This is a genomic window from Variovorax sp. 01N425 (assembly GCF_056399465.1).
This window is the reverse complement of the sequence record NZ_JBFTRJ010000001.1, coordinates 456622-479380: the sequence shown is the minus strand read 5'-3', so window position 1 is coordinate 479380 and position 22759 is coordinate 456622. Positions and strand designations below refer to the sequence as shown.

Below are 22759 nucleotides of genomic sequence, written 5' to 3'. Positions count from 1 at the left end.
GGTGCCGCGCTGCTTCGCGCACGCGAACGGTGCCTGCCGACCTCGTTCGGTGCCGCGCACCATTGACGACACCCCCTCGGAACCCCGCCGACCACGCCTTGGCGCGCTTTCCCACGCCCACATGCGCGACATGCCCATCAAAAGATGGCGCGCAGATTGCTTTTATATATTTTTCGATTGAGCAATAAACCTAAACACGACCCGGCGCGTTATTGGTGTGTAACTGCTTTGAGCCGCCGGGGGCTCATTAGGAGGTGCTTTCGCCGGAAAAGATGCAATGACTGCATATGCCGATCGCCATAGGTATTTTCACTGGGCGGCAGGGTGGCGCTGAGATCGATAGCCCGAACCCTGAAATTTAGCTGGAATTGCCAAATGCTGCGGGTTTTTCTCAGGAACTTTACTCGGCACTGTGGTTCTGATTTAACAAAGAATTTTCCGGGTGCACTCTTTGCTTTATGCTGTTTGTGCAGATGGAGATTAAGGGAGTTTCGATGGCTTGCAGCCATGGGCGGTACACCTTTAAAAAGTTGCTACGCGTTGCGGCTGCTGGCTTCGGGTCCAATAAACCCGCAGACCTGATGGAGGCGTGACCATGGATGTGATCAGCAACTTTGCCGCCCGTTACGAGCGCACCCGCGAGGAAGTTCTCTCGCTGCAGGACTTCCTGGATATCTGCAAACGCGACCCCACCGCGTATGCCACTGCGTCCGAGCGGATGCTCAAGGCCATCGGCGAACCCGAGCTGGTCGACACGCGCAACGATTCCCGGCTTTCGCGGATCTTCGCGAACAAGGTCATCAAGATCTACCCGGCGTTCAAGGAGTTCTACGGCATGGAGGACGCCATCGAGCAGGTGGTGTCGTACTTCAGGCATGCCGCGCAGGGCCTGGAGGAAAAGAAGCAGATCCTCTATCTGCTCGGCCCGGTCGGCGGCGGCAAGAGCTCGATCGCCGAGCGCCTGAAGCAGCTCATGGAGCATGTGCCCTTCTATGCCATCCAGGGTTCGCCGGTCAACGAGACGCCGCTCGGCCTGTTCGACGCCGCCGAAGATGGCGAGATCCTCGAAAAGGAATACGGCATCCCGCGCCGCTACCTGAACCGCATCCTCTCGCCCTGGGCCGTGAAGCGGCTCGAGGAGTACGGCGGCGACATCCGCCAGTTCAAGGTGGTCAAGCGCTACCCGTCGGTACTGCGGCAGATCGCCGTGGCCAAGACCGAGCCGGGCGACGAGAACAACCAGGACATCTCCTCGCTGGTCGGCAAGATCGACATCCGCAAGCTCGAGACCTATGCGCAGGACGACCCCGACGCCTACGCCTATTCGGGCGGCCTGTGCCTGGCCAACCAGGGCCTGCTGGAGTTCGTGGAAATGTTCAAGGCGCCCATCAAGGTGCTGCACCCGCTGCTCACGGCCACGCAGGAAAGCAACTTCAAAGGGACCGAGGGCTTCGGCGCCATTCCGTTCGACGGCATCGTGCTGGCGCACAGCAACGAGAGCGAATGGAAGGCCTTCCGCAACAACAAGAACAACGAGGCTTTCCTCGACCGCATCTACATCGTCAAGGTGCCCTACTGCCTGCGCGCCTCCGAAGAAATCAAAATCTACGAGAAGCTGGTGCGCAACTCGTCGCTCGCCAAGGCGCCCTGCGCCCCGGGCACGCTGCGCATGATGGCGCAGCTCTCGGTGCTCACGCGGCTGAAGGAGCCCGAGAACTCGAGCATCTACAGCAAGATGCAGGTCTACGACGGCGAGAACCTCAAGGACACCGACCCCAAGGCCAAGTCGATCCAGGAATACCGCGACTACGCCGGCGTCGACGAAGGCATGAGCGGCGTCTCGACCCGCTTCGCGTTCAAGATCATCTCGAAGGTGTTCAACTTCGACAGCTCCGAGGTGGCCGCCAACCCGGTGCACCTGATGTACGTGCTCGAGCAGCAGATCGAGCGCGAGCAGTTTCCGCCGGAAACCGAGCAGAAGTACATCAGCTACATCAAGGAGCTGCTGGCGCCGCGCTACGCGGAATTCATCGGCAAGGAAATCCAGACCGCCTACCTGGAGAGCTACAGCGAGTACGGCCAGAACATCTTCGACCGCTACGTCACCTATGCCGACTACTGGATCCAGGACCAGGAGTTCCGCGACGTGGACACCGGCGAAGTGTTCGACCGCGCCTCGCTCAACGCCGAGCTCGAGAAGATCGAACGGCCCGCGGGCATCGGCAATCCGAAGGACTTCCGCAACGAGATCGTCAACTTCGTGCTGCGCGCGCGCGCCGGCAACGCCGGCCGCAACCCGGCCTGGACCAGCTACGAGAAGCTGCGCGCGGTGATCGAGAAGAAGATGTTCTCCAACACCGAGGAACTCCTGCCGGTGATCAGCTTCAACACCAAGAGCAGCGCCGACGAGCAGAAGAAGCACGAGGACTTCGTGACCCGCATGGTCGAGAAAGGCTATACGGCCAAGCAGGTTCGCCTGCTCTGCGAGTGGTACCTGCGCGTGCGCAAGAGTTCATAGCGGCAGTTCACAGCGGCGGAGCCCCACAGCAGGCTTCGCCCCCTTTTTGCAAGGAGCTTTGACAACATCGTGGCCATCCTGCAGCAGATCATCGACCGCCGGCTTTCGGGCAAGAACAAGTCCATTGGCAACCGCGAGCGCTTCCTCAGGCGCTACCGAGGGCAGATCCAGGAGGCTGTGCGGCGCGCGGTCAGCGGGCGCAACATCCGCGAACTGGAGCAAGGCGAAGATGTCACCCTGCCGCGCCACGACGTGTCCGAACCCGTCTTCGGCCATGCCCGCGGCGGCGACCGCGAGTACGTGCACCCGGGCAATCAGGAATACCTGAAGGGCGACCGCATTGCGCGTCCGGAGGGGCAGGCCGGCGGCGGCTCGGGAAGCGGCGAGGCCGCAGACAGCGGCGAAGGCGAGGACGACTTCGTCTTCCGCCTCACGCGCGAGGAGTTCATGCGCGTGTTCTTCGATGACCTGGCGCTGCCGCACCTCATCCGCACCCAGATCGCCGAGGTGCCCGAATGGAAGAGCCACCGGGCCGGCTTCACGAGCGATGGCTCGCCCAACAACCTGCACGTGGTGCGCTCGATGCGCGGCGCCCTGGCGCGGCGCATCGCGCTGGGCGGCGAGCCGCGCAAGGAGCTGCGCCGACTGGAGACGCACCTGCTGCACCTGCGGCAGCATCCGCAGGTCGAGCAGCCCTTGATCCAGAAGGAAATCCTCGAGACCGAGGAGCGGATCGCCGAGTTGCGCCGCACCTCGCGCCACGTGCCCTACATCGATCCGATCGACCTGCGCTACCGCAACCGCGTGAAGACGCCCGTGCCCAGCGCCAAGGCCGTGATGTTCTGCCTCATGGACGTGTCGGGATCGATGGACGAGGCGCGCAAGGACATGGCCAAGCGCTTCTTCATGCTGCTGTACATGTTCCTCACGCGGCACTACGAAACCATCGACCTCGTGTTCCTGCGCCACCACACGCAGGCGCAGGAAGTCACCGAGGAAGAGTTCTTCCATGCCACCGAAACCGGCGGCACCGTGGTGTCGAGCGCGCTGGTGCTGATGGACGAGATCATCAAGGCGCGCTATCCAAGCGGCGAGTGGAACGTCTACGGCGCGCAGGCGAGCGACGGCGACAACTGGCACCAGGACAGCGGGCGCTGCCGCGAGCTGCTGGTCGACCACATCCTGCCGGTGGTGCGCTACTACGCCTATGTGCAGGTGGCCGAGACCGAGCAGAACCTGTGGCAGGAATACGCGCAGCTCGAAGGCATCGAGCCCAATTTTGCGATGCGCAAGGTCTCCGACGCGCGGGACATCTACCCCGTCTTCCGCGACCTCTTCAAGAAGGAGGGAGTGCCCGCATGACCTCCGACCACCCTCCCCTCGCGCGCGGCACCGAACGCCTGGAACGCCTGCCCAGTCCGTCGGACTGGACCTTCGATCTCATCGAGACCTACCACACCGAGATCGCGAAGACGGCCAGGAGCTTCGGCCTGGACGTGTATCCCAACCAGCTCGAGGTGATCACCGCCGAGCAGATGATGGATGCCTATGCCAGCGTCGGCATGCCCATGATCTATCGCCACTGGTCGTACGGCAAGCAGTTCATCGCCACTGAAAAGAACTACCGCCGCGGCCACATGGGGCTGGCCTACGAGATCGTCATCAACTCGGACCCCTGCATTGCCTACCTGATGGAAGAAAACACCATGGCCATGCAGGCCCTGGTGATCGCGCATGCGGCCTATGGCCACAACAGCTTCTTCAAGGGCAACTACCTGTTCCGGATGTGGACCGATGCGTCCTCGATCATCGACTACCTCGTCTATGCGCGGCACTACATCGCCGAATGCGAGGAACGGCACGGCCTCGATGCGGTGGAGCAGCTGCTCGACTCCTGCCACGCGCTGATGAACTACGGCGTCGACCGCTACCGCCGCCCGCAGAAGCGCTCGCTGGCGCAGGAAGGCACGCAGCGTGCCGAACGCGAGCGCTACATGCAGCAGCAGGTCAACGACCTCTGGCGCACGCTGCCGCGCAAGAGCGAACACACCACCGAATCCGACTCGTCCCGCCGCTTCCCCTCGGAGCCGCAGGAGAACCTGCTCTATTTCATCGAGAAGAACGCCGCGCTGCTCGAGCCCTGGCAGCGCGAGGTGGTGCGCATCGTGCGCAAGATCGCGCAGTATTTCTATCCGCAGCGCCAGACCCAGGTCATGAACGAGGGCTGGGCCACGTTCTGGCACTACACCCTGCTGAACACCATGTACGACCGCGGCCAGCTCGCCGACGGCTTCATGATGGAATGGCTCAGCTCGCACACCGGCGTGATCTTCCAGCCGCCCGTCGGGCATCGCGCCTACAGCGGCATCAACCCCTATGCACTGGGTTTCTCGATGTTCACCGAGCTGCGGCGCGTCTGCGAAAAGCCCACCGAGGAAGACCGCCGCTGGTTCCCCGACTTCGCGGGCACCGACTGGGTCAAGACGCTCGACTACGCCATGCGCAACTTCAAGGACGAGAGCTTCGTCGGCCAGTTCCTGAGTCCCAAGACCATGCGCGATTTCAGGCTGTTCGCGATCCGCGACCACCAGAGCGAACCCGAGCTGGAGGTGTCCGCCATCCACGACGACAGCGGCTACCACGCGCTGCGCGAATCGCTGTCACGCCAGTACGACATCGGCAGCAGGGAGCCCGACATCCAGGTGTGGAACGTCAACATGCGCGGCGATCGCGCGCTGACGCTGCGCCACACGCAGCGCAACAACCTGCCGCTGCACGACGATGCCGAAGAGGTGCTCAAGCACGTCGCGCGGCTCTGGGGCTTCGACGTGCACCTGGAGAGCGTCGATGCCCAGGGCCACATCACCCGCAGCTGGAAGGCCGCGGCCCCGCGGCAAACCGACTGAGCGGCCGGCGCCGCAGCGGGCTCGTCAGGGCACCAGGGCCGCAATGGCCAGCACGTAGCCCTTCACGCCAAGACCCACGATGATGCCGCGCGCCGCGGGCGAGATGTACGAGTGGTGGCGGAATTCCTCGCGCGCGTGCACGTTCGAGATGTGCAGCTCGATCAGCGGCACGCTCGCGCCCTTGATGGCGTCGTGCAGCGCGATCGAGGTGTGGGTGTAGGCGCCCGGGTTCATCACCACGCCCAGCATGTGGCCCGCGGCCACTTCGCGGCCGGCCTCGTGGATCCAGTCGATCAGCACGCCCTCGTGGTTCGACTGGCGGCATTCGATCTCCACGCCGTGCTTTGCGCCGGCCTCCTGGCACAGGCGCTCGACGTCGGCCAGCGTGTCGCGTCCGTATTGCTCGGGCTCGCGGGTGCCGAGCAGGTTGAGATTGGGGCCGTTGAGGACGAGTATTTTCTTCATGGTGAATGGCTTCCTGGGATGCCGCCATTATGGTTGCGCTAAGGTGGTGCGCATCATGAGCACAGACAGCATTCCAACCTGGCATCCCGTGGCCCGCTCGGCCGAACTGCGCCCCGGCGCCAACATCGTCGCGGGCTTTGCCGAAGGCCAGGAGCTGGCCCTCTGGCGTGCGGCCAGCGGCGCCGCGCAGGCCTGGGAAAACCGCTGCCCGCACCGCAGCGTGCGCTTCACGCTGGGGCAGGTGCTGCAGGACCGCCTCGCCTGCGCGTACCACGGCTGGCAATACGACGCCGGAAACGGCCAGTGCGCGAGCATTCCCGCCCATCCCGGCATGCCAGCGCCGCGCAATGTGTGCGCGAAGGTGTTCCATGCGGCCGAGGCGGCCGGCATGCTGTGGGTGAGCCTCGCGGCCGAGACGCCGCCTTCTCCGCCGCCGGGCGATGCCGTGCCGGCCGGGTGGTCGTTCTGCCGCACGCTCAGCGTGCGCGCCGGCGTGGCCCGCGTGCGCGATGCGCTCGCGGCGCGCGGATTCGGGTCGGAGGCGCCGCCTGCTTTGCGCGGCGCGCTCGGCAAGGTCGATGCCGCCGCGCTGATGCTCGATGCACAGCCGCAGCTCGCCTTCATTCACCTCTGGACGCCCGCCGCGCCCGGCAGCGGCGCCATGAAGAAGCTGCACGCCGCCGCGCGCGCCCTGCGCGGCGAAATCGAAGAACAACAGCAGCCGCAAGCCTGACCGGAAGAACCCCATGCCCTTCGTCACCGATGACCCCAACATGCTCGACGACTGGCTGGTCGCAGGCCCCGCGGCCGCGCTCGCCGGCAGCTCCGAAGCGCGGCCCCGCGCAGTTCGCCTGCTCGGCGAAACGCTGCAGCTGTGGACCGATGACGCCGACATGCCGCAATGCCGGCTCGGCACACGCGCGCTCTCGGTCCAGGCGCGCCACGGCCATCTCTGGGTCTGCCCGAGCGGCCGGCCCGCACGGCCGCTGTTCGACTTTCCCGAATACGGCGAAGCCGGGCGCCGCATCATCGACTGCGGCGCCATCGGCGTGGCGGTGTCGGGCTTGCGCGTGATCGAGAACTTCCTCGACATGGCGCACTTCCCCTTCGTGCATGCCGGCTTCCTGGGCCAGGTGCCGCACACCGAAGTGGCCAAGTACCAGGTGCAGGTCGATCCCGCCACGCACGAGATCTGGGCCACCGACTGCCGCTTCTGGCAGCCCCGCGCCTCGGCCGCCCACGGCAGCGGCAGCGAAGTGCTCTACAAGTACCGGGTGATGCAGCCGCTCTCGGCCATGCTCTACAAGTCGAGCTCGCGCGACGGCGAGCTCGATGCCATCGGCCTGTTCCTGCAGCCGCTGGACGACGAGCACGTGATCGCCCATACGCTCTTGGCCTGCTACGACGACAGCTCCACCGATGCCGAGCTCATCGCGTTCCAGCAGACGATCTTCGGGCAGGACAAGCCGATCCTGGAGAACCACGCCTTCAAGCGCATGCCGCTCGAAGGCCGCGCCGAAACGCCGACGCGAGGCGACACCTCCTCCGTCACCTACCGGCGCTGGCTGCGCGAGCGCGGCATGCGCTTTGGCGTGAGGCAGGCGGCATGATCCGGCTCTACGACTACGCCCTGTCGGGCAACTGCTTCAAGGTGCGGCAGATGCTTGCCTGGCTCGGCCTCGACTACCAGCGCGTGCCGGTCGACTTCCATCCGGGCCGCGAGCACCGGTCGGCCGCGTTCCTGGCAGAGGTCGATCCGCTGGGCCAGCTTCCGGTGATCGACGACGACGGCTTCTTGCTGCGCGACGCGCAGGCCATCCTCGTCTATCTCGCGAGCAAGCACGACGCCGAGGGCCGCTGGTACCCCGCCGATCCGCAGCTGCGCGGCCAGGCCGCGATGTGGTTTGCCATGGCCGACGAGCTCACCCGCACCGCCTCGGCCGCGCGGCTGCACGACGCCTTCGGCTACGAGAACATCGACATCGAGGCCTGCCGGCGCGGCGCGCATGCGGCCTTCCGCCTGCTGGACGACCATTTGGCCGAGCGCGCCAGCGAGGGCCGCCAGTGGCTGGCCGGCCCGCATGCGACCGTGGCCGACCTGGCCTGCTTTCCCTATGCGGCCCTCGCTGGCGAAGGCGGCATTTCGCTGGACGAATACCCCGCCCTGCGACACTGGATCTGGAACTTTCGCCACCTGCCCGGCTTCATCGGAATGTCGGGTATCTTTGCCGCCGGGGCGGCCTGAACGCCGGCCTCGCTATCCTTGTCCCTTTGCCCTGAAGCGCCATGAAAACCAAAGCTGCCGTCGCCTGGAAATCCGGAGCCCCGCTCACCATCGAAACCGTCGACCTCGAAGGGCCGAAATTCGGCGAGGTGCTGGTCGAGATCAAGGCCACCGGCATCTGCCACACCGACTACTACACGCTCTCGGGCGCCGACCCCGAAGGCATCTTCCCGGCCATCCTCGGCCATGAGGGCGCGGGCATCGTGGTCGACGTGGGCCCCGGCGTCACCACGCTGAAAAAGGGCGACCACGTCATTCCGCTCTACACGCCCGAATGCCGCCAGTGCAAGTTCTGCCTGTCGCGCAAGACCAACCTGTGCCAGCTGATCCGCGGCACGCAGGGCAAGGGCCTGATGCCCGATGCCACCAGCCGCTTCAGCATGGACGGCAAGCCCATCTTCCACTACATGGGCACGAGCACCTTCAGCAACTACACGGTCGCCCCCGAGATCTCGCTGGCCAAGATCCGCGAGGACGCGCCCTTCGACAAGGTCTGCTACATCGGCTGCGGCGTGACCACCGGCATCGGCGCGGTGATCTTCACGGCCAAGGTGGAAGCCGGCGCCAACGTGGTGGTGTTCGGCCTCGGCGGTATCGGCCTGAACGTGATCCAGGGCGCCAAGATGGTGGGCGCCGACAAGATCATCGGCGTCGACCTGAACCCCGAGCGCGAGGCCATGGCGCGCAAGTTCGGCATGACGCACTTCCTCAACCCGAAGGAGCACGAGAACATCGTCGATGCGATCGTGCAGCTGACCGACGGCGGCGCCGACTACAGCTTCGAGTGCATCGGCAACACCAAGGTGATGCGCCAGGCACTCGAATGCACGCACAAGGGCTGGGGCCGCAGCATCATCATCGGCGTGGCCGAGGCCGGCGCGGAGATCAGCACGCGGCCGTTCCAGCTGGTCACGGGCCGCAAGTGGGAAGGCTCGGCCTTCGGCGGCGCGCGCGGGCGCACCGACGTGCCCAAGATCGTCGACTGGTACATGGAAGGCAAGATCAACATCGACGACCTGATCACCCACACCATGCCGCTCGAAGACATCAACAAGGGCTTCGACCTCATGAAGCGCGGCGAATCGATCCGCGGCGTGGTTCTCTACTAGCCTTCTAGGAGAGCGCCCGCCATGAACCGCATGGAACCCCTGCGCAAGATCGAAGCGGGCGTCCTCGAGATCGCCTATTACGAAACGGGGCCCTCGGACGGCCCGCCCGTGCTGCTGATGCACGGCTTTCCGTACGACATCCACACCTATGCGGAAGTCGCGCCGATGCTCGCCGGGCAAGGCTGCCGCGTGATCGTCCCGTACATGCGCGGCTACGGTTCCACGCGCTTCCTGCACGATGCCACGCCGCGCTCGGGCGAACAGGCGGCCTTCGGCGCCGATTTGCTCGCGCTGCTCGACGCGCTGGAGATCGACCGCGCGGTGCTCGCCGGCTACGACTGGGGCGGCCGCGCCGCCTGCGTGGCGGCGGCGCTGTGGCCCGGGCGCTGCGCGGGCCTGGTCTCGCTCAACAGCTACAACATCCAGAACATCGCCAAGGCGATGGAGCCGGACACGCCCGAAAACGAGCACAGCCTCTGGTACCAGTACTACTTCCACAGCGAGCGCGGCCGCGCCGGCCTCGCCAAGGACCGCAGGGCGCTCACGCGGCTGCTGTGGCGGCTCTGGTCGCCGACCTGGAAGTTCGACGACGCCACCTTCGAGCGCAGCGCCGCGGCCTTCGACCATCCTGATTTCGTCGAGGTGGTGATCCACTCGTACCGGCACCGCTTCGGCTTGGTGGCGGGCGACCCGGCCTATGCGGACATCGAACGCCGCCTGGCCGCGCAGCCCGCGATCACCGTGCCCACCATCACCTTCGACGGCATCGACGACGGCGTGCGGCCGCCCGCCGATGCCTCGGCCCATGCGCAGCGCTTCAGCGGCCCGCGTTCGCACCGCCTGGTGCCCGGCGCGGGCCACAACCTGCCGCAGGAGGCGCCGCGCATCTTTGCCGACGCCGTGCTCGAACTCGTGCCCGCCTTGCGGCACCACAACACCCTCTGATGACCGACTCCCTCAAGACCCTTTCCGAGCACCATGCCTTCGGCGGCGTGCAGAGCTTCCACGAGCATGCCTCGCACGAGATCGGCCTGCCGATGCGCTTTTCGGTCTACCTGCCGCCGCAGGCTGCGCAGGAGCGCGTGCCGGCCCTTCTTTACCTTGCGGGGCTGACCTGCAACGAGGAAACCTTTGCAGTGAAGGCCGGCGCGCAGCGCATGGCCGCCAGCCTGGGCCTGGCGCTGATCGCGCCCGACACCAGCCCGCGCGGCAGCATTGCCGAAAACCTGCCCGGCGCCACCGCCCACTGGGACTTCGGCGTTGGCGCGGGCTTCTACCTCGATGCCACCGAAGCGCCCTGGTCCACCCACTGGCGCATGGAAAGCTGGATCGTGCACGAGCTGCTGCCGCTGGTGGGGCGGCACTTCGCCATCGACGACCAGCACCTGGGCATCTTCGGCCATTCGATGGGCGGCCACGGCGCGCTCACGCTGGCGCTGCGGCATCCGGGGCGCTTCAAGTCGCTGTCGGCCTTTGCGCCCATCTGCGCGCCCACGCAATGCCCGTGGGGCCAGAAGGCGTTCGGCGGCTACCTGGGCGAGCCCGGCGGCGACCGCGCGCAATGGCTCGCGCACGACGCCAGCGCGCTCATGAAGTCGCAGACCGCCGCGCCCTATCCGCAAGGCATATTGGTCGACCAGGGACTGGCCGACAAATTCCTGGCCGAGCAGCTCAACCCCGAAGCCTTCGAGGCCGCCTGCTTTGCCGCCGGCCAGCCGCTCACGCTGCGCCGCCATGCGGGCTACGACCACGGCTACTACTTCATCCAGACCTTCATGGCGGACCACATCGCGCACCACGCGCAAACGCTGCGCGGCTGATCGACCGCGGCCCACGGCCGGCTTATCATGGGGCGCATGTCCGCAGCACAGATTCCCGCCTTCCAGTTGCGGTCCCGCGACGGCGCCGCCGAAGAGAGCCTGGCGCTGGCCGGCATCTGGCGCCGCGCCTGGATCGCGGCCAACCGGAATGCCGCCGTCATCGAGCCGATCACGCATTGGCTGCGGCGCGTGCAAACCGAATTCGTACCGCCCGCGGACGTGGTGCTGGCCGAGCGCGAAGGCCAGGTGCTCGCCTTCATGGTGCTGCTGGTGCGGCGCGAATATGTGGCGCAGCTGTTCGTCGAACCGCATCTTCGCAACCAGGGCCTGGGGCAGGCGCTGCTCGACGAGGCCAGCGTGCGCATGCCGCTCGGCTGGAAGCTTCACGTGGCCACCAGCAACACCGCGGCGCAGCGCTTCTACGAACGCTACGGCCTGGTGCGCGGCGCGGTCGACCGGCACCCGGCCAGCGGACGCGAACGGGTCGCCTACCATTGGTATCCGGCGAGCCCGCCGCGGCAGCCGCGTCGCACCGGCTGAGCGCCTTCTTCCGCTGCCCTTTCTCCATGCGCATCGATCACATCGCCCTCTGGACCACCGATCTCGAACGCTGCAAGCGCTTCTACGTCGACTACTTCGGCGCCACGGCCGGGGCGGGCTATGCCAATCCGGCCAAGGGCTTTGCCTCTTGCTTCCTGAGCCTGGGCGACGGCGCGCGCATCGAGGCCATGACCACCCGCACGCTCTCGCCGGTGCCCGCCGAACCCGGCGCCCAGCGCATGGGCTGGACGCACCTGGCCATCAGCGTGGGTTCGGAGGCTGCCGTCGACGCACTGACGCAGCGGCTCAAGTCGGACGGCTACCCGCTGCTCGACGGCCCGCGCCGCACCGGCGACGGCTACTACGAGAGCGTGGTGCTCGACCCCGACGGCAACCGCATCGAGATCACCGCATGAACCGCGCAAAGCCTGCCCGATGAGCGAATTCGTACAAAGCCTGCACGAAGTCTTCGAGCGCCTCGGCCGCATCGAAACCCGCCGCATGTTCGGCGGCCACGGCGTCTGGCACGAGGGCCGCATGATCGCGCTTGTCGCCAAGGACACGCTCTACCTCAAGTCCGATGCCGGCAGCGCCGAGCATTTCGACAAGCTGGACCTGCCGCCCTTCACCTATGTGCGCGAAGGCAAGGCCATGCCGATGTCGTACCGGCTCGCGCCGGCCGATCTTTTCGAAGACCGCGAGGAAGCCGCGCTCTGGGGCCGCCGTGCCTACGAGGCAGCCCTGCGTTCGGGCCAGCCGCCGAAGAAGAAAACCGCCAGGAAAGCCCCGGTGAAGAAGAAAAAGAAAGCAGCCTCCTCGTGAGCGACAACCCTCCCGCATTGCCGCCCCTCCCCGAACGCGAGCAGATCGCGCTGCTCGAACCCTTCGAGGGCCTGGGCCTGAAAGACATCGTGGTCGTCTCCACGCTGCAGGACGCCGAACATGCCGCCGCCGAATTGCTGGCCGCCGGCGTGGCCGGCTTCGACACCGAATCCAAGCCCACCTTCGCGAAGAACGAGGTCTCGGGCGGCCCGCACGTGGTGCAGTTCGCCACGCGCGAAATGGCCTGGCTGTTCCAGCTGCACCGCACCGAATGCAATCCGGTGGTCGCAACGCTGATTGCTTCCACCGAACTGCGCAAGGTCGGCTTCGGCCTTTCGACCGATCTCACGCTGATACGCAACCGCCTCAACATCGAGCCGAAGGCGGTGTTCGACATCGACAGCGAGTTCCGCCACCGCGGCTACCGCAAGTCGGTCGGCGTGAAGGCGGCCGTGGCGCTGGTCTTCAACCAGCGCTTCGTCAAGTCGCGCAAGGCGGCCACCTCGAACTGGGCCAACAGGCAGCTGACCGAAGCGCAGATGCGCTACGCGGCCAACGACGCCTATGCATCGATCCGCGTGTTCGATGCGCTGTTCGGCAAGCCCTAGTCCCGCCCCGCCTCCAGGATCGCCTGCGCCAGGCGCTTCGGGTTCGAGAAGAACATCTCGTGGCTGCCGGGGCACTCCACCAGCCTGAACAAGCCGAGCCGCTCCGACAGGCGCGGATGCCACGGCAAGCCGTGCGGCATGGCCGTGTCCTGCAGGCAGTTGAGGTACGACTTGCCGATCTGCAGCGCCGCCAGCGGCTCGCGCAGCCGGATCTTGTCGGTGAAGGTGCGGTAGGGATGCGGGTTCAGCCGCTCGTAGCTGGCCTGCGCGAGCGGCAGGTCTGCGTCGTTGATGAAGGCTTCGCGCCAGATCTCGAACGGCAGGCTCACCGCATTGCCATTGGCCGCGGCCACGGCGTCGAACATCGCGACGTAGTGCGGGGGCACCATGTCGTTGAGCGATTCACCATCGAGCGGCACGAAGGCGTTGACGTAGACCAGGCGCCGCAGCCGCTGCGCGATGCGGTCCGCCACGCCCGAGATCACCATGCCGCCGTAGCTGTGGCCCACCAGGCGAACGTCCACCAGGTCGTGCTCCTCGATGAAGCGAACGGCCGAGTCGATCGCATCGACGAGGCTGGTGCGCGAGCGGTCGTCGCCGGGGCGGTTTCCCGCGAGCGTGGGGCAATGCACGTGGTGGCCGGGCTCGCGCAGGCCGGCGGCCACGGCCTCCATCTCGGCGCCGGTGTGCCAGGCGCCGTGGATCAGGACATAGGTGTCGGACATGGGTGTCTCCTTCTTTATCGTCGTCGTTGAATTGGGACGACTTTAGGAAACACGGGGCGGCGCGAATGGCCGCTGGCTGCCAGGCCCATGGCCGATTTGCGCCTGCGCTGCCTTGCTTTTGCCTCAGCGCTGGCGCCGCCAGGCACCCGGCGTCATGCCGAGATGCCGGCTGAATTGGCGAACGAAGTGGGACGCATCGGCGAGCCCGACGCGCAAGCCGATTTCCGCAATGCTCAGGCGATCGAAGCGCGCATCGCCGAGCATCCGCCGCGCCACCTGCATGCGAAAGCCGGTCAGCGCGGCGGCGAAGGTGGTCGACCCTTCGCACAGGCAGCGGTGCAGGCTGCGCTCCGAGATGCCCAGTCCGCGCGCCACGCCGGCAGCCGTCAGGCCCGGCTCGGCATGGCGTTCGCGCGTGGCGTCGAGCACGCGGCGGCGCAGCGCGGCACGGGCGCTTTCGCTGGGCGCGGCCGACCCGCCCGCATCGCATGCCGTGCCGGCGGCAAGTGCGAGCAACCCGCCAAGGTGATCGGTCAGCAAGGCCGCGGGCAGCGGCGGCTTCAAAGCGCCCTGCGGAGAAAGCTGCTGGGCAAAGCCGCTCAGCACACGGCCCCAGCCGGACTGCCCGTCGATGCGCCGCGCCACCTGCCCGCCGGCATCGGGGAGCCACGACTCGACCCACGCGGTCGGCAGTTCGAGCGACAGCGTATCGGCGGACTGGAGCAGGCGAAGTTCATAGCAGCGCCGCGAATCGACCAGCACCAGATCGCCCGGCAGCATGCGCGCCGAGCGGCCGTCCTGCACGGCGACCCAGGGCGAATCGGTCTTGCACAGCAGGTAGTAGTAGTTGCTGCGGCTCTGGGCAATGGCCCGGCGCCTGCGGTACACGTCCTGCGCGCTGCCGCGGACCCGGTTCACGCCGATGGCGCCCAGCGGTGCGGATTCGAGCGTGGCGCCAAAGCTGCCGGCCAGGGAGCTGGTCACGTCCATTTCGAGAAAGCCTTCGCACACCGCGCCGATCCAGTAGTCCAGCCGCTGCGCCGGCGGCACGGCGTCGGTGGACCAGGTGTGGACCGCGGGCGAGGCATTTGCGTTCATCGCGCCAACATACCCAAGCCGCGCGCGCTTGCCAAGCGGGTATAGACGCCCTCCCACGGCAGCGCCCCGGCGCCCCCGGCACAATGCCCGTCACATCCACCGCAGACGAAAGAAGGGCCATGAGCAACAACAAGAGCGATTTCGGATTGATCGGCCTGGCCGTGATGGGCCAGAACCTGGTGCTGAACGTGGAAAGCCGCGGCTTCCAGGTCAGCGTGTACAACCGCACCGAAGCCACCACCGAGGCCTTCGTGGCCGCCAACCCCGGCAAGAAGCTGGTCGGCGCGAAGACGCTGGAAGAGTTCGTGCAGAGCCTGGCACGGCCGCGCAAGATCCAGATCATGGTGAAGGCCGGCGCACCGGTCGACCAGGTCATCGAGCAGCTGATCCCGCTGCTCGACAAGGACGACATCGTGATCGACGGCGGCAACAGCCTCTACACCGACACCGAGCGCCGCGATGCGTACCTTGCCACCAAGGGCCTGCGCTTCATCGGCGCCGGCGTCTCGGGCGGCGAGGAAGGCGCGCGCAAGGGTCCGTCGATCATGCCGGGCGGCCCGCTTTCCACCTGGGAAGTGATGAAACCGATCTTCGAGAGCATCGCGGCCAAGGTCGACGGCGAGCCCTGCGTGATCCACATCGGCCCCGGCGGCGCGGGCCATTACGTGAAGATGGTGCACAACGGCATCGAGTACGGCGACATGCAGCTGATCTGCGAGGCCTACAGCCTGTTCAAGGCGGCCGGCTTCAGCACCGACGAGATGGCCGCGGTCTTCAACGAATGGAACGAGGGCGAGCTGCAGAGCTACCTGATCCAGATCACCGCCAAGGCGCTCGAGCAGAAGGACCCGGAAACCGGCCAGCCGATCGTCGAACTCATTCTCGACAAGGCCGGCCAGAAGGGCACGGGGCAGTGGACGCTGGTCAACGCGGCCGAGAACGCGGTGGTCATCAGCACCATCAACGCCGCCGTGGAGGCGCGCGTGCTGTCGTCGCAGAAGACAGCGCGCGTGGCGGCCAGCAAGCTGCTGCAGGGGCCGAAGGTCGAACTCTCGCTCGGCAAGAAGGCGCTGGTGGCCAAGGTGCACGATGCGCTCTATGCGTCGAAGGTGGTCAGCTACACGCAGGGCTTCGACCTGATCCAGACCATGGGCGAGAAGAAGGCGTGGAAGCTCGACCTCGGCGGCATCGCGGCCATCTGGCGCGGCGGCTGCATCATCCGCGCGCGCTTCCTGAACCGCATCACCGACGCCTACCGCGCCGACCCGTCACTGGGCAACCTGATGCTCGACCCCTTCTTCAAGGACCTGCTCAACCGCACGCAGCAGAACTGGCGCGAGGTGGTGGCGCTGGCGGTGGGCAACGGCATTCCGGTGCCGGCGTTCAGTGCCTCGCTCGCCTACTACGACAGCTACCGCACCGAGCGGCTGCCCGCGAACCTGCTGCAGGCGCAGCGGGACTTCTTCGGGGCCCACACCTACGAGCGCGTGGACAAGCCGGCCGGCGAGTTCTTCCACACCAACTGGCCGGAAGTCATCGGCTGACCCCCTGCAAATCAGACCGCCGGCAACCAGGCCTTCACTTGCCCGACCGGTGCCACCAGCGGCTCGGTCGCGCAGCGCGGCGCCGAGGCTCGATTTGCTGCAGCCCGAAACACCCATCACGACCAGCGACGGCCCGTTCATACATACCCTTCCTGGTGAAACCGCGGGGATATTTCTCCGCGCATCGGCGGGACTTGAATCCACCTTCCGTCGGGACAGGCGCCACCGCCGCGGCCCATCCTAGAACAGGCTGCCCTGCCCCGCCGCGCCAGGCGGCCGGAACGCGCCGAGGTCGAGCGCAATGCGCTCGCGGTTGAAGCCGATGCGGTTCGCCGCCTTCTCGAAGCGCTGGCGGATCAGGTCGGCCCAGAGGCCGGAGCCCTTCATGCGCGTGGCGAAGTCGGCGTCGTAGTCCTTGCCGCCGCGCATCTCGTGGATGCGCGCCATGATGCGGTCCGCGCGCTGCGGGTAGTGCAGCTCGAGCCATTGCTTGAAGAGCGGCGCCACCTCCCAGGGCAGCCGGATCACCGTGTAGAAGGCGTTGCGCGCACCGGCGGCCCAGGCGGCTTCGAGCACCTGTTCCATGTCTTCGTTGACGAAGGGAATCTGCGGCGCCACGCTCACACCCACCGGCACGCCCGCCTCGGCCAGGGTGCGTATGGTGCGCAGCCGCCGGTGCGGCGCGGCGGCGCGCGGCTCCAGCTTGCGGGCCAGCTCGCCGTCGAGCGTGGTCACGGTGATGTACACCGCGGCCAGGTGCTCGGCGGCCATGGGCGCGATCAGGTCGAGGTCGCGCTCCACCGCGCTCGATTTCGTGACCAGCGCAAACGGATGCCGCGTTTCCTTCAGCAGCTCGATCACCGAACGGGTGAGCCGCAGTTCGCGTTCGATGGGCTGGTAGCAATCGGTGGCGGTGCCGATCGCGATGTGGCTGGGCCGGTAGCTCCTGCGGCCGAGTTCGGCACGCAGCACCTCGACGATGTTGCGCTTGGCGATGAGCCTGGTCTCGAAGTCGAGCCCCGGCGAGAGGTTGAGGTAGCTGTGCGTGGGCCGCGCAAAGCAGTAGATGCAGCCGTGCTCGCAGCCGCGGTACGGGTTGAGCGAGCGGTCGAACGAAATATCGGGCGAGTCGTTTTCGTTGAGCACCGACTTCACGTCCTCGAAGCGCACTTCGGTGGCAAGCCGCGGCAGTTCTTCGGCTTCGGCCGCGCCTTCTTCGAGCGTGCCCCAGCCGTCGTCGAAGGCATTGCGCTCGTCGCGCGAAAAGCGGTGCGCCAGGTGCGTGGCCGCGCCGCGGCCCTTGATGGCATGGATGGGAATCCGGGCGGCCGGCATGGCAGGTCCTTTCTCTCGAATACTGTATGTTTACACAGTATTCCAAAGCTTTTCCGCAGGCAAGCTGATTTTTAGTTTCTCTATTGACAGAAATTTCTAAAATCCTAGACTCCGAGGCATGGAACTCACCGACATCCAACGCAAGTTCGTTCTCCACTGGGGAGAAATGGGCTCCATGTGGGGCGTCAACCGCACGGTCTCTCAGATCCACGCGCTGCTGTTCGCGCACGGCAAGCCCATGCATGCAGAAGAGCTCTCCGACACGCTGGGCGTGGCCCGCTCCAACGTGAGCAACAGCCTGAAGGAACTGCAGGCCTGGAACCTCGTGCGCGTGACGCACATCCTGGGCGACCGGCGCGACTATTTCGAAACCAGCGTCGACGTCTGGGAACTGTTCCGCACCGTGGTGCGCGAGCGCAAGGAGCGCGAGTTCGACCCGACCATCCGCGTGCTGCGCGAGATCGTCTCCAGCCCCGACTTCCAGAAGGAGCCCGCCGATGCGCAGGACCGCATCCGCTCCACCATGGACCTCATGAGCAAGCTCGCCACCTGGGCCGACGAGATGCTGCGGCTCTCGCCCGGCACGCTCGACAAGGTGCTGACGCTCGGGGCCAGCGTGCAGAAATTCGTTCGCGGCGATGCGGCGCCGGCGGCCACGCCCGCGGCTCCCAAGAAGGATGGCGACGACCCCGATGCCCACCACGCCAGCCTGCCGATGATCTGAGCCGCTCTTTTTTTGCCTCATCATTTCTGTTTTGACAGAAACAACGAAAACAAACTCATGCGCACCATCGCCACCTACCCGCTGACCGTCTACTTCGATGCCACCTGCGTCCTTTGCACGGCAGAAATGAACGCAATGAAGGCGCGCGATGCCTCGGCCCGCCTGAACCTCGTCGACTGCTCACCCGCCGGTTTCAATACCGGCCCCGCCCCGCGCGAGGCGCTCATGACTGCCATTCACGCCGTCGACGCCGCAGGGCAGCTGTTCGTGGGCGTTCCCGCCATCCGCGCCTGTCGCGATGCCGTCGGGCTGCCAAGCGGCAGCCTGCTGCTCGACCTGCCGCTCATCGCGCCGCTGGCCGACCGCGCCTATGCGGTGCTCGCGCGCAACCGCTACCGGCTGCCGCGCTGGCTGGTGACCCTGCTCGCGGGCAAGGCCGCGCGCTCATCCCGCACCTGCGCCGGCGGCAATTGCCGGATCTGAAAAAAGGAGCTCTCGTGACCAAGGTCTTCCAGCCCGATTTCCGTCCTGCGGCCACCCGCACTGCGCCTCCGGCATCCGCGGCACCCGAAGCCTCCATCACCAAGGCCGACACGCAGGACTATTTCACCGAGGTGGCCGACGACTACCGCGCATGGAGTCCCAGCTACAACATGCACTTCGGCTTCTGGCGGCTCGGGCTGAATCCGCTGCGGCGCGAAGGCATGCTGGTGGAAATGAACCGCGCCGTCGGCCGCGCGCTCAAGCTCGACCAGCCCCGGCCAGCGCACCAAAGCGCAGAGCGCCGCTGCGTGGTCGACCTTGGCTGCGGCGCCGGGGCCACCGCGCGCACGCTGGTGGGCGACGACCCGTCGCTCTTTGCCGTCACGGTCACCAACGTGGCGGTGCAGAACCGCATCGCGCTGCGGCTCGATGCCGGCGCCGGCGTGGCCGACCGCGTGGCGCACATCGAGGCCGACTACACGCGCACTGGCCTGCCCACCGCACAGGCCGACGGCGCCTGGGCCGTGGAAAGCGCCTGCTACGCGAGCGGCACGGCCAAGGCCGATTTCGTGCGCGAGGCGGCCCGCCTGCTGAAGCCCGGTGCACGGCTCGCGGTGATCGACGGCTTCCTGCTGCGCGAGAAGCCCGGCCGCAGCGCCGGCTGGCTGCACCGCCTGTGGGCCGACAGCTGGGCCGTGCCCACGCTGGCGGTGCGGGACGATTTCGTCGCCGCGCTGCGCGACCACGGCTTCGACGACATCGAGGTGCGGTCGCTGCGCTGGCGCGTGGCGCCCAGCGCGCTGCACATCCCGGTGCTGGCCACGCGCTTCGCGCTGGCCGAACTCTGGAAGGCGCGCGGGCGGCTCAGCCCCTGGCGCCGCAAGCACATCGTGGCCAGCTACTGCGCGCTGGTGCTGGGCCTTTTCTGGCGCGATTTCGACTACTGCATGGTGACGGCCAGGCGCAGCGACTGAAAACCAACACATGACGAGGAGAAGAGATTGAAATGAGCACCGAACCCGATGACACCCAGCGGCCTGGCCCGGCCGCGCCGGCGCCCGCCGCCGCGCCTGCGATGAGCGGCATCTCCATCCGCCACATGCCCTTCGCCTGGTTCTGGCCTGCGCTGGCCGGTGCCCTGGTGGCATTGCTGCTGCGCATCGCATTCAGCGGTGGACCGGGCCAGCGCTTCTCGGCGATGCTCGGCTCGTTCATCTACCTCGCGCCTGCCGTGTGCGGCGCGGTCACGGTCTACATGGCCGAGCGCATCGGACGGCGCAGCTGGGGCTACTACCTCTGGATGCCCTGGATCTCCACGGCCCTGTTCCTGGCCGGCACATTGGCCATCTTCATCGAAGGCCTCGTCTGTGCGGTCGTGATCATTCCGCTGTTCGCGTTCATGGGCAGCCTCGGCGGCCTCGCGATGGGCATCGTCTGCCGCGTCACGAACTGGCCCAGGCCTGCGCTCTACAGCTTCGCCTTGCTGCCGCTGGTCTTCGGCGCCGTCGAGCCACAGTGGCCCAACCCCGAGCAGGTCTCGGGCACCTCGCGCACCCTCTTCATTGCCGCGCCCGCCGAACGCGTGTGGCATGAACTCAACAATGCGCAGGGCATCCGCCCGAGCGAGGTCGGCGATGCCTGGGCCTACCGCATCGGCGTGCCGATGCCGGTGGCGGGCGTGACCCAAGACACGCCCGAAGGCCGCGTGCGCAAGGTGCAGTGGCAAAAGGATGTGCACTTCGACGAGATCATCACCGAGTGGCGGCCGCTGCAGCGCGTGAAGTGGCGCTACCGCTTCTCGCCCGATTCCTTTCCCGCCGGCGCGCTGGACGACCACGTGGTGATCGGCGGCCACTATTTCGACCTGCGCGACTCGGCCTACACGCTCACACCGCACGAGGGCGGCACGGAGCTTCGCATCGATGTGTCCTGGCGCGTGAGCACGCGCTTCAACTGGTATGCCGACCGCGTGGCGCAGTTCCTCCTGGGCGACTTCTCCGAGCACATCCTGCGCTTCTACAAGGCGCGCAGCGAAACGGCCGAAGCGGCCGCCGCCTGAACGGGCCACAATGACCGGACCATGCCGCGCCGCCCCGAAAACCTCTATCCGCAATACCACGCCCACGTCTACTTCGACCCCGCCACGGTGGCCGAGGCCCGGCAGCTGTGCGAACAGGCGGGCCGCGAACTGATGGTGGTGGTCGGCCGCGTGCACGAACGGCTGGTGGGGCCCCACACGCGCTGGAGCTGCCAGCTGGCGTTCGACGCGGCGGAGTTCGACCAGGTGATCGAATGGCTCGAGGCGCACCGCAACGGCCTCGACATCTTCGTGCACGGCGTCACGGGCGACGACTTTGCCGACCACACGGCGCATGCGATGTGGCTCGGCGAGGAAAACCCGCTCGATCTGCGGATGTTCCGGCGTTAGCCCGCCTGTTCTTCTTCGCTCGTGGGTTGCAGCGTGTGGTGCTCCGCCGCGCTGCCGTGCACCTTGAAGAATTTCGCGCCCTCCACCTTCTGGCCGATCGCGCGTTCGTAGGCCGCGCGCACGTGCTCGGGCTGCCCGGCCTGCCCGAAGAAGTCCTTCAGGTAGGGCCCCAGCAGCGGATGGGCGGCAAGCTCCGCGCGCGGCAGGCCATGGAGCATCTCGTCGCGGCAGGCCGAAGGCAGCGGCACATTGCGGTTCATCGCAGTGTCGCGGATCACGCCCTTGGGCTCGTGCGCCGGATCGGCCTGCATCGCCTCCAGTTCCTCGAAGAAGCGGCGGCGCATCATCACGATGCCCTTGTCGCTCTGGCCGAGCTTTTCGCGGGTGCGGTCGGTGACCGTGCCCTGCCCCACCCACACCACGAAGTCCTGGTTGGCCACGTGGCTCGTGATCCAGCGGCCGGTGGCCGGATCCTTGATCGGGCCGTACCAGGACGGAATGCGCTCCTGCACGTAGGGCTCCTGCTCGGTCGGCACGCGGCTCAGCACCCACAGCACGCTCAGGGTGTTGTGGTCGTCGATGGGCACGCGCCATTCGAAGTGGTGGCCAAGGAAGAAGCCGTTGGGCCACAGCGTGACGCGGCCCGTGGTCCACATCACGTTGTCCTCGCTCTCGCCGCCGCGCAACCGCCGGTAGACGAAGCCGTGCTCGAACTCATCGAACGCGAGCTTCAGGTGGGTTGGCACATAGGGGCCTTCGTCGCCCTGCAGGCGCGTGGTCCAGTTGTTGTGCGTCCATTCGAAATGCACGGGGTCGATGGAATTTTCCTGGCACTGGAACCAGTTGCAGGGTATCTCTGCGAACACGGCCTGCGCGAAACCATTCCTGAAGTTGAACAGCTCCCAGTCGGGCAGCAGCGGTGCGGGCTGCGGCCCCATGTAGGCCCAGAGCAGCCCGGCCTTTTCCTGCACCGGGTAGGCCTTGATCTTCGTGTTCCTGCGCATGCGCGCGTCCGGGTCCAGCGTTTCCTCGAAGGGCTGGTGCACGCACTGGCCGCTCTGGTCGTACTGCCAGCCGTGGTAGCTGCAGCGCAAGCCGCATTGCTCGACAAAGCCGTAGGACATGTCGGCATTGCGATGCGGGCAGCGGCGGTCCACGAGCCCGTAGTTGCCGCCCAGGTCCTTGTAGAGCACCAGGTCCTCGCCCAGGATGCGCAGCGGCTTGACGGCCTTGTCGTCGAACTCGCTGGCTCCGGCAACCGGATGCCAGTAGCGGCGCAGGTAGTCGCCCATCGGCTTGCCCGGCCCGACCTCGGTCAGCAGGCGGTTCTTCTCTTCGCTCAGCATGTGC

The 22759-nt window shown here is 66.8% G+C and carries 24 protein-coding genes; 19 read left to right on the top strand and 5 right to left on the bottom strand.

Going from position 1 to position 22759, the window contains the following annotated elements:
• Window positions 1-595: 595 nt before the first annotated feature.
• The 3 genes from AC1DSC_RS02330 (at window position 596) to AC1DSC_RS02320 (ending at window position 5424) form a co-directional block, all read left to right on the top strand.
• Entirely contained in the window at window positions 596-2518 is a 1923-nt protein-coding gene (locus AC1DSC_RS02330) for a PrkA family serine protein kinase (RefSeq protein WP_012746852.1), read from the top strand.
• Window positions 2519-2587: 69 nt separating this feature from the next.
• Window positions 2588-3880 carry a YeaH/YhbH family protein gene (locus AC1DSC_RS02325; protein WP_012746851.1) on the top strand — a complete coding sequence of 431 codons (1293 nt, stop codon included), beginning with the start codon at window positions 2588-2590 and terminating at the stop codon, window positions 3878-3880.
• Window positions 3877-5424, top strand: coding sequence for a SpoVR family protein (locus AC1DSC_RS02320; protein ID WP_012746850.1), 1548 nt, complete (start codon window positions 3877-3879; stop codon window positions 5422-5424). Before AC1DSC_RS02325 ends, AC1DSC_RS02320 begins: the two co-directional genes overlap by 4 nt.
• A 24-nt stretch (window positions 5425-5448) precedes the next feature.
• Here the strand turns inward: AC1DSC_RS02320 and aroQ are convergent, their stop codons facing one another.
• Window positions 5449-5889, bottom strand: coding sequence for a type II 3-dehydroquinate dehydratase (gene aroQ, locus AC1DSC_RS02315; protein ID WP_012746849.1), 441 nt, complete (start codon window positions 5887-5889; stop codon window positions 5449-5451).
• A gap of 55 nt (window positions 5890-5944) precedes the next feature.
• Between aroQ and AC1DSC_RS02310 the strand changes: the two genes are divergently transcribed.
• Genes AC1DSC_RS02310 through AC1DSC_RS02265 form a run of 10 tightly spaced genes read left to right on the top strand, consistent with a single transcriptional unit; the run spans window position 5945 to window position 13072 of the window.
• Window positions 5945-6622: a Rieske (2Fe-2S) protein gene (locus tag AC1DSC_RS02310; protein WP_012746848.1), complete on the top strand. Its 678-nt coding sequence runs from the start codon at window positions 5945-5947 to the stop codon at window positions 6620-6622.
• 13 nt (window positions 6623-6635) lie between these two features.
• Entirely contained in the window at window positions 6636-7499 is an 864-nt protein-coding gene (locus AC1DSC_RS02305) for an aromatic ring-hydroxylating oxygenase subunit alpha (protein ID WP_012746847.1), read from the top strand.
• Window positions 7496-8134: a glutathione S-transferase family protein gene (locus AC1DSC_RS02300; RefSeq protein ID WP_012746846.1), complete on the top strand. Its 639-nt coding sequence runs from the start codon at window positions 7496-7498 to the stop codon at window positions 8132-8134. The genes AC1DSC_RS02305 and AC1DSC_RS02300 overlap by 4 nt, the downstream gene beginning before the upstream one ends.
• Window positions 8135-8175: 41 nt before the next feature.
• Window positions 8176-9282, top strand: coding sequence for an S-(hydroxymethyl)glutathione dehydrogenase/class III alcohol dehydrogenase (locus AC1DSC_RS02295; RefSeq protein ID WP_012746845.1), 1107 nt, complete (start codon window positions 8176-8178; stop codon window positions 9280-9282).
• Window positions 9283-9303: 21 nt separating this feature from the next.
• Window positions 9304-10227, top strand: coding sequence for an alpha/beta fold hydrolase (locus AC1DSC_RS02290; protein ID WP_012746844.1), 924 nt, complete (start codon window positions 9304-9306; stop codon window positions 10225-10227).
• On the top strand, window positions 10227-11102 hold the full coding sequence (fghA, locus tag AC1DSC_RS02285; protein WP_012746843.1) for an S-formylglutathione hydrolase: 876 nt from the start codon (window positions 10227-10229) through the stop codon (window positions 11100-11102). The genes AC1DSC_RS02290 and fghA overlap by 1 nt, the downstream gene beginning before the upstream one ends.
• Window positions 11103-11138: 36 nt before the next feature.
• Window positions 11139-11642 carry a GNAT family N-acetyltransferase gene (locus tag AC1DSC_RS02280; protein WP_223262442.1) on the top strand — a complete coding sequence of 168 codons (504 nt, stop codon included), beginning with the start codon at window positions 11139-11141 and terminating at the stop codon, window positions 11640-11642.
• A 26-nt stretch (window positions 11643-11668) separates the two neighbouring features.
• Complete coding sequence (locus AC1DSC_RS02275) at window positions 11669-12058, top strand: VOC family protein (RefSeq protein WP_012746841.1); 390 nt, start codon at window positions 11669-11671, stop codon at window positions 12056-12058.
• A 19-nt stretch (window positions 12059-12077) separates the two neighbouring features.
• Complete coding sequence (locus tag AC1DSC_RS02270) at window positions 12078-12464, top strand: TfoX/Sxy family protein (protein ID WP_012746840.1); 387 nt, start codon at window positions 12078-12080, stop codon at window positions 12462-12464.
• On the top strand, window positions 12461-13072 hold the full coding sequence (locus tag AC1DSC_RS02265) for a 3'-5' exonuclease (protein WP_478131771.1): 612 nt from the start codon (window positions 12461-12463) through the stop codon (window positions 13070-13072). Before AC1DSC_RS02270 ends, AC1DSC_RS02265 begins: the two co-directional genes overlap by 4 nt.
• On the opposite strand, the gene AC1DSC_RS02260 is transcribed toward AC1DSC_RS02265, so the two are convergent.
• Together AC1DSC_RS02260 and AC1DSC_RS02255 are read right to left on the bottom strand one after the other, a co-directional pair.
• On the bottom strand, window positions 13069-13797 hold the full coding sequence (locus tag AC1DSC_RS02260) for an alpha/beta fold hydrolase (RefSeq protein ID WP_012746838.1): 729 nt from the start codon (window positions 13795-13797) through the stop codon (window positions 13069-13071). The two genes, AC1DSC_RS02265 and AC1DSC_RS02260, sit on opposite strands and share 4 nt — an antisense overlap.
• 123 nt (window positions 13798-13920) lie before the next feature.
• Entirely contained in the window at window positions 13921-14895 is a 975-nt protein-coding gene (locus AC1DSC_RS02255; protein ID WP_012746837.1) for an AraC-like ligand-binding domain-containing protein, read from the bottom strand.
• A 119-nt stretch (window positions 14896-15014) separates the two neighbouring features.
• Here AC1DSC_RS02255 and gnd point away from each other — a divergent pair, with 119 nt between their 5' ends.
• Window positions 15015-16439: a decarboxylating NADP(+)-dependent phosphogluconate dehydrogenase gene (gene gnd, locus AC1DSC_RS02250; RefSeq protein WP_012746836.1), complete on the top strand. Its 1425-nt coding sequence runs from the start codon at window positions 15015-15017 to the stop codon at window positions 16437-16439.
• A gap of 240 nt (window positions 16440-16679) precedes the next feature.
• On the opposite strand, the gene AC1DSC_RS02245 is transcribed toward gnd, so the two are convergent.
• Window positions 16680-17774, bottom strand: a complete 1095-nt coding sequence (locus AC1DSC_RS02245; protein WP_012746835.1) for a PA0069 family radical SAM protein — start codon at window positions 17772-17774, stop codon at window positions 16680-16682.
• 118 nt (window positions 17775-17892) lie between these two features.
• Between AC1DSC_RS02245 and AC1DSC_RS02240 the strand changes: the two genes are divergently transcribed.
• Genes AC1DSC_RS02240 through AC1DSC_RS02220 form a run of 5 tightly spaced genes read left to right on the top strand, consistent with a single transcriptional unit; the run spans window position 17893 to window position 21409 of the window.
• Window positions 17893-18498 carry a GbsR/MarR family transcriptional regulator gene (locus AC1DSC_RS02240; protein WP_012746834.1) on the top strand — a complete coding sequence of 202 codons (606 nt, stop codon included), beginning with the start codon at window positions 17893-17895 and terminating at the stop codon, window positions 18496-18498.
• A gap of 57 nt (window positions 18499-18555) precedes the next feature.
• Window positions 18556-18981 (top strand): thiol-disulfide oxidoreductase DCC family protein, encoded by a 426-nt coding sequence (locus AC1DSC_RS02235; RefSeq protein WP_012746833.1) that lies wholly within the window; start codon window positions 18556-18558, stop codon window positions 18979-18981.
• 14 nt (window positions 18982-18995) lie between these two features.
• Entirely contained in the window at window positions 18996-19955 is a 960-nt protein-coding gene (locus tag AC1DSC_RS02230) for an SAM-dependent methyltransferase (protein ID WP_012746832.1), read from the top strand.
• Between the two features lie 32 nt (window positions 19956-19987).
• Entirely contained in the window at window positions 19988-21040 is a 1053-nt protein-coding gene (locus tag AC1DSC_RS02225; RefSeq protein ID WP_012746831.1) for a polyketide cyclase, read from the top strand.
• Between the two features lie 21 nt (window positions 21041-21061).
• Window positions 21062-21409, top strand: a complete 348-nt coding sequence (locus tag AC1DSC_RS02220) for a DOPA 4,5-dioxygenase family protein (protein WP_012746830.1) — start codon at window positions 21062-21064, stop codon at window positions 21407-21409.
• Here the strand turns inward: AC1DSC_RS02220 and AC1DSC_RS02215 are convergent.
• The gene (locus tag AC1DSC_RS02215) at window positions 21406-22755 is read right to left on the bottom strand and encodes an aromatic ring-hydroxylating oxygenase subunit alpha (RefSeq protein ID WP_012746829.1); all 1350 of its coding nucleotides are present in this window, start codon (window positions 22753-22755) and stop codon (window positions 21406-21408) included. The two genes, AC1DSC_RS02220 and AC1DSC_RS02215, sit on opposite strands and share 4 nt — an antisense overlap.
• Window positions 22756-22759 lie beyond the last annotated feature (4 nt).

Bases quoted from the DNA above. Each gene is read 5' to 3' on its own strand.
- AC1DSC_RS02245 (WP_012746835.1), bottom strand. From the start codon at position 17,774: ATGCCGGCCGCCCGGATTCCCATCCATGCCATCAAGGGCCGCGGCGCG.
- AC1DSC_RS02275 (WP_012746841.1), top strand. From the start codon at position 11,669: ATGCGCATCGATCACATCGCCCTCTGGACCACCGATCTCGAACGCTGC.
- AC1DSC_RS02260 (WP_012746838.1), bottom strand. From the start codon at position 13,797: ATGTCCGACACCTATGTCCTGATCCACGGCGCCTGGCACACCGGCGCC.
- AC1DSC_RS02290 (WP_012746844.1), top strand. From the start codon at position 9,304: ATGAACCGCATGGAACCCCTGCGCAAGATCGAAGCGGGCGTCCTCGAG.
- AC1DSC_RS02300 (WP_012746846.1), top strand. From the start codon at position 7,496: ATGATCCGGCTCTACGACTACGCCCTGTCGGGCAACTGCTTCAAGGTG.
- AC1DSC_RS02220 (WP_012746830.1), top strand. From the start codon at position 21,062: ATGCCGCGCCGCCCCGAAAACCTCTATCCGCAATACCACGCCCACGTC.
- AC1DSC_RS02280 (WP_223262442.1), top strand. From the start codon at position 11,139: ATGTCCGCAGCACAGATTCCCGCCTTCCAGTTGCGGTCCCGCGACGGC.
- AC1DSC_RS02225 (WP_012746831.1), top strand. From the start codon at position 19,988: ATGAGCACCGAACCCGATGACACCCAGCGGCCTGGCCCGGCCGCGCCG.
- AC1DSC_RS02295 (WP_012746845.1), top strand. From the start codon at position 8,176: ATGAAAACCAAAGCTGCCGTCGCCTGGAAATCCGGAGCCCCGCTCACC.
- AC1DSC_RS02270 (WP_012746840.1), top strand. From the start codon at position 12,078: ATGAGCGAATTCGTACAAAGCCTGCACGAAGTCTTCGAGCGCCTCGGC.
- aroQ (WP_012746849.1), bottom strand. From the start codon at position 5,889: ATGAAGAAAATACTCGTCCTCAACGGCCCCAATCTCAACCTGCTCGGC.
- AC1DSC_RS02305 (WP_012746847.1), top strand. From the start codon at position 6,636: ATGCCCTTCGTCACCGATGACCCCAACATGCTCGACGACTGGCTGGTC.
- AC1DSC_RS02255 (WP_012746837.1), bottom strand. From the start codon at position 14,895: ATGAACGCAAATGCCTCGCCCGCGGTCCACACCTGGTCCACCGACGCC.
- AC1DSC_RS02235 (WP_012746833.1), top strand. From the start codon at position 18,556: ATGCGCACCATCGCCACCTACCCGCTGACCGTCTACTTCGATGCCACC.
- fghA (WP_012746843.1), top strand. From the start codon at position 10,227: ATGACCGACTCCCTCAAGACCCTTTCCGAGCACCATGCCTTCGGCGGC.
- AC1DSC_RS02330 (WP_012746852.1), top strand. From the start codon at position 596: ATGGATGTGATCAGCAACTTTGCCGCCCGTTACGAGCGCACCCGCGAG.
- gnd (WP_012746836.1), top strand. From the start codon at position 15,015: ATGAGCAACAACAAGAGCGATTTCGGATTGATCGGCCTGGCCGTGATG.
- AC1DSC_RS02310 (WP_012746848.1), top strand. From the start codon at position 5,945: ATGAGCACAGACAGCATTCCAACCTGGCATCCCGTGGCCCGCTCGGCC.
- AC1DSC_RS02215 (WP_012746829.1), bottom strand. From the start codon at position 22,755: ATGCTGAGCGAAGAGAAGAACCGCCTGCTGACCGAGGTCGGGCCGGGC.
- AC1DSC_RS02320 (WP_012746850.1), top strand. From the start codon at position 3,877: ATGACCTCCGACCACCCTCCCCTCGCGCGCGGCACCGAACGCCTGGAA.
- AC1DSC_RS02240 (WP_012746834.1), top strand. From the start codon at position 17,893: ATGGAACTCACCGACATCCAACGCAAGTTCGTTCTCCACTGGGGAGAA.